Origin of the sequence: Bacillus sp. TSO22 (assembly GCF_020223595.1) — a bacterium.
Lineage (GTDB): Bacteria > Bacillota > Bacilli > Bacillales > Bacillaceae > Bacillus > Bacillus inaquosorum.
The window spans coordinates 55,441-72,877 of sequence record NZ_JAHAWO010000011.1; the positions used below are offsets into that span (position 1 = coordinate 55,441).

Genomic DNA, 17,437 nt, shown 5'->3' on the forward strand with positions numbered 1-17,437 from the left:
TTCACCCCTTCACTTGGGAACTTTGTTAAATATATGCTATTTGATTATATAGGAAATATTGATACTTTTCATTTTGTTTTTACGGCTTCGGCGGGTCAAACGATGTATAATATATCCAATCATGATGATTGGGAGGGAATCCTCTTGGAACAGCAAATAAAAGACATCATATCTGCATGTGATTTGGCAATCCAAAATGAAGATTTTGATACACTGATGAATTATTACACGGAAGATGCCGTTTTAGTTGTGAAGCCCGGCATGATCGCGCGAGGTAAAGAAGAAATCAAAAAAGCGTTTATGGCAATCTCGGACTATTTCAATCATCATATTGTCCCTACACAAGGGGAAATGATCATTTTGGAAGCAGGAGACACTGCACTGGTCCTTTCTCAGACACTGCTTGATTCGGATAAAAAGGATTCCGAGTATGCGATGGAAAGAAGGGCAACCTATGTGTTTAAGAAGAATGCACAAGGCGAGTGGCTTTGTGCAATTGATAATTCATATGGTACGGCTTTAATTGGTGTTTAGCGTTCAGATATGTCTTCGATGTGCCATTCCTGCATATAATGATTCATTCAGCTGATTAGGGAAGGTGACTCCATTGAATCTGTATGACTTTAGAATGGCTCCTTATTGGTTTTATGCAGGCAGGCACGGAGGACTTGTTCAACATCCATACTTATATCGGCAGCCCGTTTCCTCTCGCGCAATCATTACATCAGCCCGCGGGGATGTAACGGGAGACGGTGTTATTGACGAAGTCTTTCTTACTGGCACCCAAATGCCCGGCAGCCCTTTATGGCGAAATATCACATTGGTGATCCGTGACGGCAGAACCCATCAGGAACAGCGAATCCAGCTCCAAAACAACATGGGATACAATCCGTCTCTTTTTCTTGGGGATATGACAGGCGACAAGATTGATGATGTGGCAGTGGTGGTGGATACTGGGGGAAGCGGCGGCGCTATATATGCGTATATTTTTGCCTATCTAAACCGGCAGTTCCGGCAAGTTTTCAATTCGGATGTGTTTCATGATGAATTTAAATACAGTGTGAGCTATCAAAATCAATATAAAGCAAATGTCATCAGCCACCATCAGAACGAAACGTATACCCTTGATCTTACTTACAAGGGCAGGGAATATTTGAATGAGATTTATACTGCTCAGGGTGTGTTGAAAATGCCGATAGAAGGCTGGGTGAATCCTTTGTCTGGCTTGTATCCGGTTGATTTTGACAGAGACGGCACATACGAACTGTTGGCGTATCAGCGGATCGCCGGGAGGTATAACGCTGACTCGCTGGGATATGTCCAAACCGTGTTGAAATGGAACGGGCAGAGGTTTATATTTGACCGCCAGACTGTTTCGATTTTTGGGAGTGACTTATCGTAAGTATTCTTTCGATGCAGAAAAAGAGTGCTTTCAGCAAGCACTCTTTATTCCAGCTTAATTCGTTTAACATCCCCTAATACAAACACATAAAAAACCAATCCCAGCAACAGCACAAATCCGGCCACCAGAAAGCTGAGCGTAAAGGAGCCTGTCACATCAAACAAATATCCCGTCAGTGAAGCAGCAATAATCCCTCCGAACAGGTTGTTTGCCAGGTTCACCATGGAGCTCAGCATGGATACGGAACCGATCGGCGCCAGTTCCGCGGAAATGGACCAGCCGACTGGAGCGGTTGCAGAAATACCGGCAAGGCCGATTGAAATACAGACAATTGCGATGGTGATATTGTTCGTCAGAATCGAGCCTAAAAAGAAAAAGCCGAAGCTCATTCCGACAATGATCACGGTTCGGTACACCTTGGTGTTAGAATAGCCTTTCTTAATAAAGTAATCGACGAGCCATCCGCCGACCACGATTCCTGAGATGGTTGAGATCAGCCACGGCACGGCTGTAAATAAACCCGACGACATGAGATCCATTCCGTATGTATGCTTAAAGAAAGTCGGAAGCCAGGTGAGCAGCAGGTTAAATGTATAGCCGTACCCTGTAAATCCGATCATTAAGCCCCATACTTTACGGTTGGCGAAAAGCTTTTTTAAAAGCGGACCCGTTTTGTAAGGAATTTGCTCTGTTGTGATCGTATTGTGTTTTTGAATATAGTTTAATTCGCTTTTGGAAATGCGTTTGTGCCGTTCAGGCTGCTCATAATACTGCCAGAAAAAGATCGTAAACAGCACATTGATGCATCCAATCGTCAAAAAGGCGACACGCCAGTCAAATGTGGTGACAAGAAAGGCGACCAATGGCGCGCCGATCACGTTTGAAAATTTGGCGGCCGAGTCGAACAGAGAGTTTGCCAATCCCCGCTCACTTGGAGGAAACCATAGAGCGGTTGCCTTAGAGGCGGCAGGGAAAGCAGAGGCGCTTGTCAGCCCTATGAGAAACCGGAACAGATACAACAGCAATTTTCCTTGCAAAAAAGCAAGAAGAATCGTTAAAAAGCTCCATATTGTCATTCCAATCCTCGTGACCCACGCCACGCCAAACCGGTCCAGCAAACTTCCGACAGGCAGCTGCATCAGTGTATAAGAATAGGTGTATATGGAAAACACGATGCCGAGTTCAGTTGCTGTAAGATGAAACGAATCTTGTATCGCAGGGGCCGCTACAGAGATGGCCACTCGGTCAAAATAATTAAGAATAATAATGCCGCTGAGTAACGAAGATATGTACCATCTGGTATGTCCAGGCCGTTTCACGCGCTCTTGACTCATGATGAAAACCTCCTCTGTCATAGCATGATCTCCTGATGGAAATACCATTCAAATTTTAAATACCACAGCGTGCTTTTGCGTAAACGGACAGCAGGAATTTGACTGGAAAAGCCCTGTGCTTTAGAATGAAAGTAATAAAAATGAACACTCCAAAGGGGAGTAGCTTTCACAGTAAAGTCGTCATTACGGGACAAGACGTCCTCGGCTTTGCTGGCAATCTAATTGTTAGCGAGACCTTTGCCAAATCTGATTTGGTGAAGGTCTTTTTGTTTCGGAACTTCACCAAATCGGTGGAGTTTTTTCATTTTTATCAAAAAGGGAGAGGAGCGTCAGGATGTCTAAGCTGAAAAAGTGGCTGAAGCGTGAATTGGTGAAAAAAGGGCTGCCATTAGCGAAAGAGAAATTGATCCCGATCTTAAAAGAAAAAATGAAGAAGAAACGATGAGGAGGCTGACGATGAAGATCATTTTGACAGTACTTGCCGGAGTGGGGCTTTTGAGTGCAGGCGGATGCGGCATACTTGATCAGGTGAATGACGGTTTGAACTATACGAGTGAAGCAACGGGCTATGTGGAGAAGGTCAAGACATTTGCAGAGGAAGCGCCTGAATTGGCTGAACAGGCTGTAAATGACACCGAGGCGAAAGAAAAACTAGAGGCACAGCTTGAATCGATTCAGAAGGCCGCCGCTGATTTTAATGAATTAACGCCGCCTGATGCCGCGGCGGAGATTCATCAAACCATTCAGGAGCATAACGAAACATTGCAGAAAAATGCTGACGATGTGTTGAAACAAGTGGAGGAAGGCAAGGTATCGCTTGAAGAATGGGAGCAGTCAGACCTTGTCCAGAACGCAAAACAAATCACTGATGTGATGGGACAAATTGAAAAGCTGGGTGAATAAGAAAAAGCATCCCTACACGGGATGCTTTTTTATTAATCAGCCATTGCGTCTGTTAAGACAGGAACGACTTGTTTTTTACGGGAAACAACGCCTTTAAGAAGGGCTGTGTTGTTTTCTAATGTAACGTTGAACGCTTTTTCCACTTTCGCTGCTTCGTTACCGATCGCAAGGGCAAGTGAATCATTTTCTAAGATGTCTGTGATGACAAGAAGGAACAGGTCAAGGTTCTTCTCAGCCACAACTTTTGAAATGACAGCTTCTAATTCAGCTTGGCGTTTTTTCACATCTTCAATGTCTACTGTGTTCACTTGTGCGATTTCGACTTTTTTGCTGCCGAGTGTGAATTCTTTCGCATCAAGAGAAATCAGTTCTTCCACTGTTTTTTTGCTTAAATCAGCGCCCGCTTTCAGCATGTTCAAGCCGTATTCTTCAGCATCTACGCCGGCGATTTCCGCAAGCTCTTTTGCTGCCGCTACGTCTTGGTCTGTGCAAGTTGGAGATTTGAATAACAGTGAGTCAGAAATGATCGCAGACAGCATAAGGCCGGCAATTTCTTTCTCGATTTTCACGTTATTTTCTTTGTACATTTTATTTAAGATTGTAGCCGTACAGCCTACAGGCTCAGCACGATAGTAAAGCGGCTCAGCTGTTTCAAAGTTAGCGATGCGGTGGTGGTCGATCACTTCCAGAACCTGAACATCCTCAATATCCTTGATGCTTTGCTGGCGTTCGTTATGGTCAACAAGGATAACGCCGTTTACTTCGTTTGCAGCTGTTTCAACAAGACGCGGGCTTTCTTGTTTGAAATAGTCAAGCGCGTATTGTGTTTCGCCGTTGACTTGTCCAAGGCGGACTGGCTCAGCATTGAAGCCGAGTTTGTTTTTCAAATCAGCATAAGCAATCGCAGAACAAATCGTATCTGTATCTGGGTTTTGGTGTCCGAAAATAAGTATCTTTTCCATGATAGCTCCTTATCGTTTTTTAAGTAGTGTAATCTTTATATAGTTTAACACGTCTTGCTGCAGGTGTAATCATACAAACCCTTAAAAATTGATGTGAATAAGAAGCATTTTCTTTGAGCTGAGGGGGAAAGGTGTGTAAAATACTGGGTAGCTTAGTTGCAAAATGTAATGTAGTATCAAAAAAGGTACTATTGGAGGGTCTAGTATGAGTGAAAAAAAGAATATATACCCGAACAAAGAAGGCTGTCCTGTTGAATTTACGCTAGATGTCATTGGCGGAAAGTGGAAAGGAATTCTTTTTTATCACATGATAGATGGCAAGAAACGGTTTAATGAGTTTCGCCGAATCTGCCCGAGTATCACTCAAAGAATGCTCACCCTTCAGCTGCGCGAGCTGGAAGCGGACGGCATCGTGCATCGTGAGGTGTATCACCAGGTACCGCCCAAGGTTGAATACTCTCTGACGGAATTTGGGCGAACGCTTGAACCGATTGTTTTGCAAATGAAAGAATGGGGAGAATCCAATAGAGATGTCTTGGAATCATATCGTTCGAACGGTTTGCTAAAGGATCAGCAGAAATAGCAGCAAAGGGAATTCCTTTGCTGCTTGTTTTATTTCATCGAAAGGGCTCTGTTGGCGTTTCTGACATCATTTTTTAACAGCTCAGACAGGTTATAAGATGGATAGTATCCATGCTGATACATGTATTGAAAAACTTGCGCATGCAACTGTATGGCAGCATTCAGCTGTTTGACCAGTACGTTTCTTAATTGAGGTGTGGCTGTTTCAGTAATCGCGATGGCATAGCTGCGGACAGATGTTTTGGCAAAACCGAGCAGGTCGCCACTGTAAAAGGGGTCATCCGCGCGTTCTTCTTCTTCATCCTCTCGCGGCGCCTGAGGGAAGAATGGGAGAAGCTCTCTTAAATTTTGCTCAACGGCCTGAATGGAGACACTGTAAAGCTGTCTGAGCTGAGGGTCTCTTACTTCTCTTATCATTTTCTTGAGTCTAATGAGTCCATTTGATTGAAAAGCAACCAGCTCATGCATTTCCAATGTTTCATGCCAAGCCAATGTTCTGCGTTCATCCATGTAACAGTTCTCCTTTATCAATCAGATTCCATATCAGCATATGCCCAACGATTAATGTTGTTCATGATGTTTTGAAGTTTTTAAAACGGGAAATTCACCTTATATAGGACACGGGTTGAGAACATGCAAAAAGAGGTGAAACACGATGTGGGACATGATAAAGGACTTTTTCTTGTTTAGCAGCGGCGTTCTGCAGGCAACAACCCTTTTACTGGTCATCTTAATCTTTATGTATGTCAGAAAAACGAAAAAGAAAAACAAGGAATCTTCTGGCTTTATGGATGATAAACATTAATCGTGATGGGCATTCTTTTTAAAGAATGTCTTTTCATTTGCAATGTTCCACATGAAACATTGGCGTCATTTTACTTGCGATTTGGACTTATGTTAAAATATAAAAGCAAAATGTAGAGATGATATAAAAAACATTCGGTGCAAAACATGTTGCAGCGATGAAAAAAGAGCAGTCGTTTATGCTGCTCTTTTCTATTCGTATGTTCAGGATGATACGAGGTGACTAAGTGAAACAAACGAGAGCATTATTGGAAGGTGCTATTCTAATCAGTCTGTTTGCGATCATCACGCTTTTGGTCGTTTATGTTCCTGTAATTGGAACAATTCTGTTATTTGCACTGCCGCTGCCCATGATCCTGTATACGATCAGACATGGATTGAAGTTAGGGATATGGATGGGCGCTGTCAGTCTTCCGGTTGTTTTTATAGTCGGGTCTTTTAACGGACTTATTGTAGCTTTTATGTCAGCTTGCGCCGGCATTGCCATGGGACATTTTTTCAAAAGGAAAGAGCCCGGGCACGCCATTATTTCGGGCGCTCTTATTTATATGCTTTGTATTGTCTTCTATTTTGTGATAAGCATTCAGTTTTTGGGTATCAATATCATTGATGAAGCGATGACACAATACCGGCAATCCCTTGATATTGTAGAAACTGTAGTGAAGCAGTCGGGCAATGCTGAACAGCTTGAGAAGCAATTGAAACTGATGGAAGAACAATTGGGTATGGTTCAATATCTTTTTCCAACAGCTATTGTGATGGTAGGAGCTATTTTTTCTTTCCTCAGTTACTTTATCGCTAAGCCGCTCTTAAGGCGATTCTCCCCCGATATTCCTAATCTAAAGCCTTTTAGAGAGTTGAAGTTTCCGCAAAGTGTTGTAGTGCTGTATTTAATAATTGTCATGCTTTCATTTTTGCCTTTAGAAAAAGGCCAAATGCTGTACTCTATCGCTTTAAATGGGGAGTTTATACTCGGGTTTCTGATTTTCATCCAAGGTTTATCATTTATCTTTTTCTATTGCCATAAGAAACAATATCCGAAGGCTGCGGCTGTGATTGCGGTGGTTCTTGGACTGATGCTTCCGATCTTTATGGCAGCCATTCGTATTTTAGGCGTTATAGATATGGGCTTTAATATAAGGAATAAGGTGAAGTGAACATGAGTTTTACTCACATGGTGGGGAGTGATAGAAATGCCAAGCTTTTATGAAAAACCGCTGTTTCGGTATCCCATCTATGCTTTGATTGCTTTGTCAATCATTACAATCCTCATCAGCTTTTATTTTAACTGGATTTTAGGAACCGTCGAAGTGCTGCTGCTTGCAGTTATTTTGTTTTTTATTAAACGTGCTGATTCTCTTATTCGGCAAGAGATTGATGCTTATATTTCTACGTTATCCTACAGGTTGAAAAAAGTCGGTGAAGAGGCATTGATGGAAATGCCGATCGGCATCATGCTTTTTAATGACCAATATTATATAGAATGGGCAAATCCGTTTCTTTCTTCTTGCTTTAATGAAAGCACATTAGTGGGAAGATCACTTTACGATACTTGTGAGTCAGTTGTGCCGCTCATCAAACAAGAGGTGGAATCGGAAACGGTTTCATTGAATGACCGCAAGTTTAAGGTTGTCATCAAGCGGGATGAGCGTCTGCTGTATTTCTTTGATGTGACGGAGCAAACTCAGATTGAAAAGCTATATGAAAACGAAAGAACCGTACTGGCTTATATTTTCCTTGATAACTATGATGATGTGACACAAGGATTGGATGACCAGACGAGAAGCACGATGAACAGCCAGGTGACATCTTTGCTGAACGCCTGGGCGCAGGAGTACGGGATCTTCCTGAAAAGGACGTCTTCAGAACGCTTTATCGCTGTACTTAATGAACATATTTTAACTGAACTCGAAAATGCGAAGTTCTCGATCCTTGATGAGGTGCGGGAAAAAACCTCATTTGACGGTGTCGCACTGACGTTAAGCGTCGGTGTCGGGGCTTCCGTCTCCTCGCTGAAAGAACTTGGCGATTTGGCGCAATCCAGCTTGGACTTAGCGCTGGGGCGCGGCGGAGACCAAGTAGCCATTAAGCTGCCGAACGGCAAGGTGAAGTTTTACGGGGGTAAAACAAACCCAATGGAGAAACGAACAAGGGTGCGGGCCCGCGTCATTTCTCATGCCTTAAAGGAAATCGTCTCTGAAAGCAGCAATGTGATTATTATGGGGCATAAATTCCCCGACATGGATTCTATCGGCGCAGCGATCGGAATTTTAAAGGTGGCTCAGGCGAATAACAAAGATGGTTTTATCGTCATTGACCCAAATCAAATCGGATCAAGTGTGCAGCGTTTGATTGAGGAAATCAAAAAATATGAAGAGCTGTGGTCAAGGTTTATTACGCCTGAAGAAGCGATGGAAATTTCCAATGATGATACGCTGCTTGTGATCGTTGATACACATAAGCCGTCACTTGTCATGGAGGAACGGCTGGTCAATAAAATTGAACATATCGTGGTTATCGACCATCACCGCAGGGGTGAAGAGTTTATCAGAGATCCGCTGCTCGTTTATATGGAGCCGTACGCTTCTTCGACAGCGGAATTGGTGACAGAGCTGCTTGAATATCAGCCAAAGCGCTTAAAAATCAATATGATTGAAGCAACAGCCCTATTAGCTGGTATAATAGTGGATACAAAGAGCTTTTCTCTCCGCACAGGCTCGCGGACTTTTGATGCGGCTTCTTATTTAAGGGCAAAAGGCGCCGATACTGTGCTTGTGCAGAAGTTCCTGAAAGAAACCGTTGATTCCTATATTAAACGGGCGAAGCTGATCCAGCATACGGCCCTCTATAAAGAGAACATTGCGATCGCTTCTCTTCCTGAAAATGAAGAGGAATACTTCGATCAAGTGCTGATTGCGCAGGCGGCTGATTCGCTGCTGTCGATGAGTGAGGTTGAGGCTTCATTTGCGGTGGCGAGACGGGATGAACAAACCGTTTGTATCAGTGCGCGGTCACTTGGCGAGGTAAATGTTCAGATCATCATGGAGGCGCTGGAAGGCGGAGGGCATTTAACAAATGCGGCGACTCAGTTGTCCGGCATTTCAGTTTCTGAAGCGCTGGAACGGCTGAAGCACGCCATAGATGAGTATTTTGAGGGAGGCGTACAGAGATGAAGGTTATTTTCTTACAAGATGTAAAAGGAAAAGGAAAAAAAGGCGAAGTCAAAAACGTAGCAGACGGTTATGCGCATAACTTTCTGATTAAAAAAGGCCTCGCCGTTGAAGCGAACGCGACAAACATCAGCGCGCTAAACGGACAAAAGCAGAAAGAGAAAAAAGAAGCCATCGCCGAGCTTGAACAGGCAAAGAGCTTAAAAGAGACATTAGAAAAACTGACTGTTGAGCTCAGCGCGAAATCAGGTGAAGGCGGCCGTTTATTTGGTTCTGTGACAAGCAAGCAAATTACTGAACAGCTCCAAAAAGACCATAAGATTAAAGTAGATAAGCGGAAGCTCGAACTGCCGGACGGCATTCGTGCGTTAGGATATACAAACGTGCCTGTGAAGCTGCATCCTGAGGTGCAGGCTGTGTTAAAGGTACATGTGAAAGAGGAAGCTTAATAGAAAAGAGGCTTGGATTGCTCCAAGCCTCTTTTTTATTCCACGAGATAAAGAGTTTGCTGGCTTTCTCCGCCAGGTCCTCCTCTCATGCCTTGCTGGCTGCTGTTTGTGCTGCTGGAGGAACTGCTGTACTCGTCAGAGGATATTTCTTTTCCGTTTTTCTTAATCCAGGAAACAAGTTCGCTGTTACCTGAGTTATTTCCTGAAAGAAGGAAGTATTTCACTTTGCCTTCTTTGACCAGCTTTTTCAGTTTGGATACAGTCAGAATGGGATCTGTGCCGTTAAATCCGCCCATTGCCATAACGGATTCATTTTCATGGATGATGTAAGGCGCAGCCGTTACAGTTGTTAAAGTAGCAAATAGATACTCTTCGCCGGTATTGTGCTTTCTCAGATAGGACAGGAGTCCGGTGTCAACCTCTGAGGAGAACATGTTCCCGCCGTTTGCTGAGCTTTTGAGCTGCGGGCCCGATTCAGGAAGGACGCTGTTGCCTCCGTATAGAAGCGGCGTAGCTGACCAGTAGACCGGTGTGAGCAGCAGAACGCATAAGCTGATGATAGTCAGCTGCTTGCTGAACGGATGGCTGCGTTTAAGCATCAGAAGCGCAAGGGTGATGCCGAGTCCTGAGAGTCCCAGGACATACATCCATACACTGCCGATTTGGCTTGTATAAGCGCTCAGAATATACACCTGGAATGCAGCTGTGATCAGAACGGCTGCCGGCAGCAGGCAGCTGGCCCAGTCTTTATTGTTTTTGTATAAGCGGTACATCGTATGCCATCCGATACCGGAAAGGGCGGCAATCGGAGGTGCCAGCATAATCAAATAATACTGGTGGAAGAATCCTGCGACGCTGAAGAAACCAGCCACTGGAACGAGCCAAGCCGCCCAGAATATCGTTTCTTTCATTTCAGCTGCCTGTCCGCGGCGATCACGGTACCAGCTGACGATTCCGCCCAGCAATCCGATCAATGCGAATGGAAGCATCCAGCTGATTTGGCCGGAGAGTGCCGATTGGAAGAGACGAAGCGGTCCTGCATCGCCAGTGCCGAACATATTCATGCTTTTTCCGCCGCCAGGCCCTCCGTTTCCAGGTCCGTTATTTCCTGTTGGAGGTGTGCCTCCGCCGCCATTGGAGGTGCCGTTTTGTCCGGTAGGCGGCTGAGGCGCCTGTGAATGATTCCCGTTTTGATTAGCAGCGCTTCCGTCAAGCTTGTTGTTTCCAGATGATTCGCTGCTGTTTGGCGCTTGCATGGTGTTATGATTCTGCATGTTACCGCCGCCAGCTGCATTGATATCACCTTGTGCAAGGCCAGTGGTTTGTCCAAGCAGCCGCTCGGTGCCGTTGTAGCCGAAGGCCAGTTCTAACACTGAGTTGGTCTGGCTGCTTCCTACATACGGCCGGCTGGAGGATGAGGTTGAATCCACCACAACCGCCCATGAGATCGAAAGGCCTGTCAGAAGGACAAGAGACAGAATCAGAGACCCGGTTTTTTTCTTCAGAGAAACCCGAGATGCAATCAGGTAGAATAACACAAATGCAGGCAATACCATAAACGCTTGCATCATTTTCATATTAAAGGCGAGTCCAATCAGGCTAAATGCTGTCAGCAGCCAAATCAGCTTGCCTTGTTTCACTGCCCGAAGCAGGCAAGCTGAACCGAGCAATAAGGTAAAGACCAGCATACTGTCAATATTGTTTGTCCGGCTGACAGCTGCTGCGATAGGCGTCAGTGCCATGACAAGCGCGGCAATGCGGGCCGCCCCGATTCCAAAGACCGGTTTGATCATTCTGTAGAGAAGGATTACAGATCCAACTCCCGCGAGAGCCTGAGGAAGAATCACACTCCACGTGTGAACACCGAAAATCAGTGCGAAAATCGTTTGAATCCATAACACAACTGGCGGCTTATCCACTGTTACAAATCCAGAAGGGTCAAATGACGCATAGAAGAAATTGTGGAAGCTTTGCGTCATGCTTTTCACAGCCGCCAAATAGTATTGGTTCGCTGTGTCATCCTGCCAAATGTGATACGTATTCAGAAAAGCCGCTGCAAGCAAAATAAGAATAAGGACTAAGTCGAATCGTTTGGTTTTCATTGTTTTTCACCTCTTTATGGTGTCTTATTGTAAAAAACAAATATGAAAAACTTATGAATAAACCATAAATATTCGAAGAATTTCATAGAAAAAAGCGGAGAGATCTTCCCCGCTTTTTATGCTGAATTTCTTTGTTTCTCTGTCTGAAGAATGTATCGATCTCGTCCGGCTCCCAGCCCGGCTGCACCCATTACGATCAGGGCAGCAATCAGAAGCACAATCGGCATTGTCCATGAATGCGTCTGGTCAAAAAGATAGCCGACAAAGATTGGACCGACGGCCGCAAGCAGGTAGCCGAATGACTGAGACATGCCTGACAGTGCCGCGGCTTGCTGGGCATTTTCACTGCGGAGACCAATCAAGGTGAGCGCCAGACTAATGCTTGAGCCTTGTCCGATACCGATAATCACCATCCAGATGGCAAGCAGTGTATGGCTGCCACCCGCTAATAATCCGCATAGGCCGATCAGATAGACTGCGGTCAGTCCCGCAACAATGCCGCGCTGATGTTTCAAGCGATCTGCTAAAACAGGTGTCAGAAAAGTGGAAGGCAGACTCGCAAATTGCATGAGTGATACCATCCATCCGGCTGTTGACGTATCAATCCCGTGGGAACGGAGAATTTCAGGAAACCAAGCGATGCTGCTGTAGAATAAAAATGATTGGAGTCCCATAAAGATGGTGACATGCCATGCCATTTTGGAAGACCATATGGAACTTGATTGAAGCTTCATCGCCTGGTTTGCCGTATCCCGATGGCGCAGCTGAGGTATCCAAATCAGCAATGCAAGGAAAGCCAGCCCGCCCCATAAGAGAAAGGCCTGCTTCCATCCGCCATCCATCTGGGTTGCTAAAGGAACGCTGATACCCGATGCTAAAGCCGCGAATATATTCATTGATGTCGTATACAGGCTGATCATGATCCCTGATTTTTCAGGGTATTTATGTTTGATTAAGCTTGGCAAAAGTACGTTGCCAATCGCAATTCCGACTCCGATGAGTGCCGTTCCGAAAAACAAAGCGGCAGTATAGCCGGTAGAACGAATCAAAACGCCGATAAACAGTATCATGAGACCAAGCCACAAGGTTCGCTCATTTCCGAGGCGCTGTCCAACCTTAGGCGCAAGCGGAGAAAGAATGGCAAACGAAAGCAGTGGGAGTGCGGTCAAAAACCCGGCTGCCCCATTGGACATGTGCAGCTCTGCCCGGATAGAGCTGATGACCGGACCGACTGAAGTGATCGCAGGCCGTAAGTTAAACGCGATAAAGATAATGCCGGCGATCAGCCAAAACGATTGGATTTTTTTATTTTGTGGATGTGGCAAAGCAGTTACTCCTTCTTTCTAACATATACTAATTATAATTCCGTAAGATGAAAGCAAGTATGCGAACGAATGCTACGATTGTTTTTCTTCTTTCTGCAATTCAGCCATTTTGGCAAGCAGAATATGCTGAGGCATATGCATGATCTGTTCAAGCGGCAGATTCAAGGACTCTGCAAGCTTTTGTGCAGTTTCAGCGGAAATTTGCAAAGGTCTCACAAAAGATCCCTCCTCTCTTCTGTCCATTGTACAAGAATCAGGTGTGAAATGTAAGAAGATGTAACAAAGGAATGGAGCAATCCGAAAATGCCCGTTATAAAAGAGGAAAGGAGGGGTCTTATGCATGCACCGTTGTCATTATTAAAACAAATGCTGAAGGAACACCAAAAAGACACTGAGAAAGCTGTCACTTTTGAAGAATATATAGCAGTAAGGCTAAAGCTTCAGGAGCTGATGGGGAAATGTGCTTCGTTCGAGGAGTGGGATTTGTATCAAAAGGCGGCCGATCTGATGATGCACACAGGCTTCAAATGGATGAAATAAGCTGATATCCGCTAAAAAACCCCCGCTGCAGCGAAGGGTTTCATTCATTAAAATGAGTGTTCTTCTTCCACATTTTTAAACTGGTCATAAATCACAAGCTTTGCCGGGCTGTTTTCCTTTGCCACCTGTTTGGCTTTTTCAATTGCGGCGTCTTTAGATGTATACAAAGCTGTCGGCGCCACATTCTCCACCTTAATAAACCAGCCGTCCGCATCGACATTGGGTGTAACCGCATATTTTTTTATCATCTTTCATTCCTCCCTCACGTTTTATTGCATTTTTCCCGCCCTGTTACTGTCCGAAACGACCCAATCGGCTAACTGAAAAAAACAGGAAACAGACAATTTTTCTATTTTTTTTCTGCAGAAATGGTAGAATGGAGTTTGGAGATTTTTTAATGAGAGGACGGTGCTTAGCATGACAGACCTTCTAAATGATCGGCTTCCTCCGCAAAATATAGAAGCCGAACAAGCCGTGTTAGGCGCTATTTTTTTACAGCCGTCTGCTTTAACACTGGCTTCAGAAGTATTGATTCCAGATGATTTTTATAGAATGTCCCACCAAAAAATCTATAATGCGATGCTGGTGCTCGGAGACCGAGGTGAACCGGTTGATCTAGTGACGGTTACATCAGAGCTTGCGAACACAGACCTGCTGGAAGAAGTGGGCGGCATTTCGTATCTGACAGATATCGCAAACTCGGTGCCGACAGCGGCTAACATAGAATATTATGCGAAAATCGTTGAGGAAAAATCGATTCTTCGCCGATTGATCAGAACAGCGACAACCATTGCTCAAGACGGGTATACCCGTGAGGATGAGGTTGAGGATTTACTCAGTGAAGCGGAAAAAACGATTATGGAAGTGGCGCAGCGCAAAAATACGAGTGCCTTCCAAAATATTAAGGACGTCCTTGTCCAAACATATGACAATATCGAACAGCTTCACAATCGAAAAGGCGATATCACGGGGATTCCGACAGGGTTTACTGAGCTTGACCGGATGACTGCCGGGTTCCAGCGCAACGACTTGATCATTGTGGCTGCCCGTCCGTCAGTGGGAAAAACAGCCTTTGCCCTGAACATCGCACAAAACGTGGCAACCAAGACCGACGAGAGCGTAGCGATTTTCAGTCTAGAGATGGGGGCAGAGCAGCTCGTTATGCGTATGCTCTGTGCCGAGGGAAATATCAATGCCCAGAATCTCCGTACCGGCAACCTGACGGAAGAGGATTGGGGCAAGCTGACGATGGCGATGGGAAGCCTGTCGAACAGCGGGATTTACATTGATGATACACCGGGAATCCGCGTGAGTGAAATCCGCGCCAAGTGCCGCCGCTTGAAGCAGGAAAGCGGACTTGGCATGATTTTGATCGACTATCTGCAATTGATTCAGGGAAGCGGACGTTCAAAGGATAACCGTCAGCAGGAAGTATCAGAAATTTCCCGTGAACTGAAGTCGATCGCCAGGGAGCTGCAAGTCCCTGTTATCGCGCTTTCTCAGCTTTCCCGGGGCGTTGAGCAGCGTCAGGATAAACGTCCGATGATGTCTGATATCCGGGAATCAGGAAGTATCGAGCAGGACGCGGATATTGTTGCGTTCCTTTATCGTGATGACTACTATGACAAAGAAACCGAGAATAAAAATATTATCGAAATCATTATTGCCAAACAGCGTAACGGCCCGGTAGGAACCGTGTCTCTTGCGTTCGTAAAAGAATACAATAAATTCGTCAACCTGGAACGGCGTTTTGATGACGCAGGTGTTCCGCCTGGCGCATAACCCCCAAGAGCTGATCTTGGGGTTTTTTCATTCAAAGGATGGAAGAAATATCGTCTGCTCAGCCGATGTAAATTTGAAAGCGTTTTAATAAAATGGTGCAAAAAGGAGATGGTAATATGGGAAATCGTTTTTCATATTTTCATGCAGCGCAAATACGGATTGCGCGGCCTACGGGCCAGCTTAATGAAATCATTCGTTTTTATGAAGAAGGGCTGGGCTTGAAACGAATAGGAGAGTTTTCGAAGCATAATGGGTATGACGGTGTCATGTTCGGCCTCCCTCATGCGGATTATCATTTGGAGTTCACCCAGCATGAGGGGGATAGCGCCGCTCCCATTCCCCACCCCGACAGCCTCCTCGTTTTTTATGTGCCGAATGCGAATGAACTGACAGCAATCACTTCAAGGCTGAGACACATGGGCTATCAAGAGGTCGAATCTGAGAATCCGTACTGGAGCCATGGCGGCGTGACGATAGAGGATCCGGATGGCTGGCGAGTCGTTTTTATGAATACAAAAGGAATATCAGGCAAGTGATTCTTTTTTGTGCTAAAGGATGAAAGTTTCACGAGCTTTTTATGACAAAACGGTGAGAAAACGCTTATAAAACGAATGAAAGCGAACGAATATAGATTTACAATAATTTAATGTTCGGATTTACAATTGACTTTCTGTTTCTTCACTGATAAACTTGATTTGTTTGAATAGAATCGTTTTGAAAGGTTAACGGAGGTGCACGGACATGTCTTCAGTAGTTGTAGTAGGTACGCAATGGGGCGATGAAGGGAAAGGTAAAATCACAGATTTCCTGTCAGAAAATGCAGAAGTGATCGCCCGTTATCAAGGCGGAAATAACGCAGGGCATACAATCAAGTTTGACGGAATCACATACAAGCTTCACTTAATCCCGTCAGGAATTTTCTATAAGGATAAAACGTGTGTGATCGGAAACGGAATGGTTGTAGATCCGAAAGCATTAGTCACAGAGCTTGCGTATCTTCATGAGCGCAACGTCAGTACAGATAACCTGAGAATCAGCAACAGAGCTCATGTCATTCTGCCGTATCATTTGAAATTGGATGAGGTGGAAGAAGAGCGCAAAGGGGCCAACAAGATCGGCACAACGAAAAAAGGGATCGGCCCTGCTTACATGGATAAAGCAGCCCGCATCGGAATTCGCATCGCGGATTTGTTAGACCGTGACGCGTTTGCGGAGAAGCTTGAACGCAATCTTGAAGAAAAAAACCGTCTGCTTGAGAAAATGTATGAGACAGATGGATTTAAAATTGAGGATATCTTAGACGAATATTATGAGTACGGCCAGCAGATTAAAAAGTATGTTTGCGATACATCTGTTGTCTTAAATGATGCTCTTGATGAAGGGCGCCGTGTATTGTTTGAAGGCGCGCAAGGGGTTATGCTCGATATTGACCAAGGAACATACCCGTTTGTTACGTCATCTAACCCGGTTGCCGGCGGTGTCACGATCGGTTCTGGTGTCGGCCCGACCAAAATCCAGCACGTTGTCGGTGTATCAAAAGCATATACGACTCGTGTCGGCGACGGTCCTTTCCCGACTGAGCTGAAAGATGAAATCGGCGATCAAATCCGTGAAGTCGGACGCGAATATGGAACAACAACAGGCCGTCCGCGCCGTGTCGGCTGGTTTGACAGCGTTGTTGTCCGCCACGCCCGCCGTGTGAGCGGAATTACAGATCTTTCTTTGAACTCAATCGACGTTTTAACAGGAATTGAAACGCTGAAAATCTGTGTGGCGTACCGCTACAAAGGCGAAATCATTGAAGAATTCCCAGCAAGCCTTAAAGCACTTGCTGAATGTGAGCCGGTATATGAAGAAATGCCGGGCTGGACTGAGGATATCACAGGTGCGAAGAGCTTGAGCGAGCTTCCGGAAAACGCGCGCCACTATCTTGAGCGCGTGTCTCAGCTGACAGGCATTCCGCTTTCTATTTTCTCTGTCGGTCCAGACCGTTCACAAACAAATGTCCTTCGCAGCGTGTACCGCGCGAACTAAATAGAATATGCTTGCAAGCCCCTGATATAGGGGCTTGTTTTTTGTTTG

The 17,437-nt window shown here is 45.2% G+C and carries 19 protein-coding genes; 12 read left to right on the forward strand and 7 right to left on the reverse strand.

Going from position 1 to position 17,437, the window contains the following annotated elements; translation table 11 throughout:
• Positions 1–144: 144 nt before the first annotated feature.
• The gene (locus KHQ79_RS12595) at positions 145–534 is read left to right on the forward strand and encodes a YybH family protein (protein ID WP_225515420.1); all 390 of its coding nucleotides are present in this window, start codon (positions 145–147) and stop codon (positions 532–534) included.
• 73 nt (positions 535–607) lie between these two features.
• Positions 608–1,402 carry a hypothetical protein gene (locus KHQ79_RS12600; protein WP_225515422.1) on the forward strand — a complete coding sequence of 265 codons (795 nt, stop codon included), beginning with the start codon at positions 608–610 and terminating at the stop codon, positions 1,400–1,402.
• A 44-nt stretch (positions 1,403–1,446) separates the two neighbouring features.
• Here KHQ79_RS12600 and KHQ79_RS12605 read toward each other — a convergent pair whose 3' ends face one another.
• Complete coding sequence (locus KHQ79_RS12605) at positions 1,447–2,757, reverse strand: MFS transporter (RefSeq protein WP_003236566.1); 1,311 nt, start codon at positions 2,755–2,757, stop codon at positions 1,447–1,449.
• Between the two features lie 435 nt (positions 2,758–3,192).
• Here KHQ79_RS12605 and KHQ79_RS12610 point away from each other — a divergent pair, with 435 nt between their 5' ends.
• Positions 3,193–3,639: a DUF6376 family protein gene (locus KHQ79_RS12610; RefSeq protein WP_060399946.1), complete on the forward strand. Its 447-nt coding sequence runs from the start codon at positions 3,193–3,195 to the stop codon at positions 3,637–3,639.
• Between the two features lie 32 nt (positions 3,640–3,671).
• Here KHQ79_RS12610 and KHQ79_RS12615 read toward each other — a convergent pair whose 3' ends face one another.
• Positions 3,672–4,601, reverse strand: a complete 930-nt coding sequence (locus KHQ79_RS12615; RefSeq protein WP_003236558.1) for a manganese-dependent inorganic pyrophosphatase — start codon at positions 4,599–4,601, stop codon at positions 3,672–3,674.
• 205 nt (positions 4,602–4,806) lie between these two features.
• Here KHQ79_RS12615 and hypR point away from each other — a divergent pair, with 205 nt between their 5' ends.
• Positions 4,807–5,184, forward strand: coding sequence for a transcriptional regulator HypR (gene hypR, locus KHQ79_RS12620; protein ID WP_003236556.1), 378 nt, complete (start codon positions 4,807–4,809; stop codon positions 5,182–5,184).
• Positions 5,185–5,213: 29 nt separating this feature from the next.
• Here the strand turns inward: hypR and cotF are convergent, their stop codons facing one another.
• Complete coding sequence (gene cotF, locus KHQ79_RS12625; protein WP_019260014.1) at positions 5,214–5,693, reverse strand: spore coat protein CotF; 480 nt, start codon at positions 5,691–5,693, stop codon at positions 5,214–5,216.
• 145 nt (positions 5,694–5,838) lie between these two features.
• On the opposite strand from cotF, the gene KHQ79_RS12630 reads away from it, so the two are divergent.
• The 4 genes from KHQ79_RS12630 to rplI all read left to right on the forward strand — a co-directional run bounded on the left by KHQ79_RS12630 (position 5,839) and on the right by rplI (position 9,606).
• The gene (locus KHQ79_RS12630; RefSeq protein WP_003236551.1) at positions 5,839–5,988 is read left to right on the forward strand and encodes a hypothetical protein; all 150 of its coding nucleotides are present in this window, start codon (positions 5,839–5,841) and stop codon (positions 5,986–5,988) included.
• 226 nt (positions 5,989–6,214) lie between these two features.
• Entirely contained in the window at positions 6,215–7,144 is a 930-nt protein-coding gene (locus tag KHQ79_RS12635) for a YybS family protein (protein ID WP_060399945.1), read from the forward strand.
• Positions 7,145–7,180: 36 nt separating this feature from the next.
• A complete protein-coding gene (gene gdpP, locus KHQ79_RS12640; RefSeq protein ID WP_003236545.1) occupies positions 7,181–9,160 on the forward strand; it encodes a cyclic-di-AMP phosphodiesterase GdpP in 1,980 nt (659 codons plus the stop codon).
• Positions 9,157–9,606 (forward strand): 50S ribosomal protein L9, encoded by a 450-nt coding sequence (gene rplI, locus KHQ79_RS12645; RefSeq protein WP_003236543.1) that lies wholly within the window; start codon positions 9,157–9,159, stop codon positions 9,604–9,606. Before gdpP ends, rplI begins: the two co-directional genes overlap by 4 nt.
• 35 nt (positions 9,607–9,641) lie before the next feature.
• On the opposite strand, the gene KHQ79_RS12650 is transcribed toward rplI, so the two are convergent.
• From KHQ79_RS12650 to KHQ79_RS12660, 3 genes are all read right to left on the reverse strand, one after another.
• Positions 9,642–11,708 (reverse strand): ArnT family glycosyltransferase, encoded by a 2,067-nt coding sequence (locus KHQ79_RS12650; RefSeq protein WP_225515424.1) that lies wholly within the window; start codon positions 11,706–11,708, stop codon positions 9,642–9,644.
• 116 nt (positions 11,709–11,824) lie between these two features.
• Complete coding sequence (locus KHQ79_RS12655; RefSeq protein WP_003236539.1) at positions 11,825–13,033, reverse strand: CynX/NimT family MFS transporter; 1,209 nt, start codon at positions 13,031–13,033, stop codon at positions 11,825–11,827.
• A 72-nt stretch (positions 13,034–13,105) separates the two neighbouring features.
• Entirely contained in the window at positions 13,106–13,249 is a 144-nt protein-coding gene (locus KHQ79_RS12660) for a YycC family protein (protein ID WP_003236536.1), read from the reverse strand.
• A 120-nt stretch (positions 13,250–13,369) separates the two neighbouring features.
• On the opposite strand from KHQ79_RS12660, the gene KHQ79_RS12665 reads away from it, so the two are divergent.
• On the forward strand, positions 13,370–13,573 hold the full coding sequence (locus tag KHQ79_RS12665) for a hypothetical protein (RefSeq protein WP_003236534.1): 204 nt from the start codon (positions 13,370–13,372) through the stop codon (positions 13,571–13,573).
• A 47-nt stretch (positions 13,574–13,620) separates the two neighbouring features.
• Here the strand turns inward: KHQ79_RS12665 and KHQ79_RS12670 are convergent, their stop codons facing one another.
• Positions 13,621–13,821 carry a DUF2188 domain-containing protein gene (locus tag KHQ79_RS12670; RefSeq protein ID WP_003236532.1) on the reverse strand — a complete coding sequence of 67 codons (201 nt, stop codon included), beginning with the start codon at positions 13,819–13,821 and terminating at the stop codon, positions 13,621–13,623.
• 169 nt (positions 13,822–13,990) lie between these two features.
• Here KHQ79_RS12670 and dnaB point away from each other — a divergent pair, with 169 nt between their 5' ends.
• The 3 genes from dnaB (at position 13,991) to purA (ending at position 17,389) form a co-directional block, all read left to right on the forward strand.
• Positions 13,991–15,355 carry a replicative DNA helicase gene (gene dnaB / locus KHQ79_RS12675; protein WP_003226923.1) on the forward strand — a complete coding sequence of 455 codons (1,365 nt, stop codon included), beginning with the start codon at positions 13,991–13,993 and terminating at the stop codon, positions 15,353–15,355.
• 116 nt (positions 15,356–15,471) lie between these two features.
• Positions 15,472–15,891 (forward strand): VOC family protein, encoded by a 420-nt coding sequence (locus tag KHQ79_RS12680; RefSeq protein ID WP_225515426.1) that lies wholly within the window; start codon positions 15,472–15,474, stop codon positions 15,889–15,891.
• 205 nt (positions 15,892–16,096) lie between these two features.
• On the forward strand, positions 16,097–17,389 hold the full coding sequence (gene purA, locus KHQ79_RS12685) for an adenylosuccinate synthase (protein ID WP_003236530.1): 1,293 nt from the start codon (positions 16,097–16,099) through the stop codon (positions 17,387–17,389).
• The last annotated feature ends 48 nt before the right edge of the window (positions 17,390–17,437 follow it).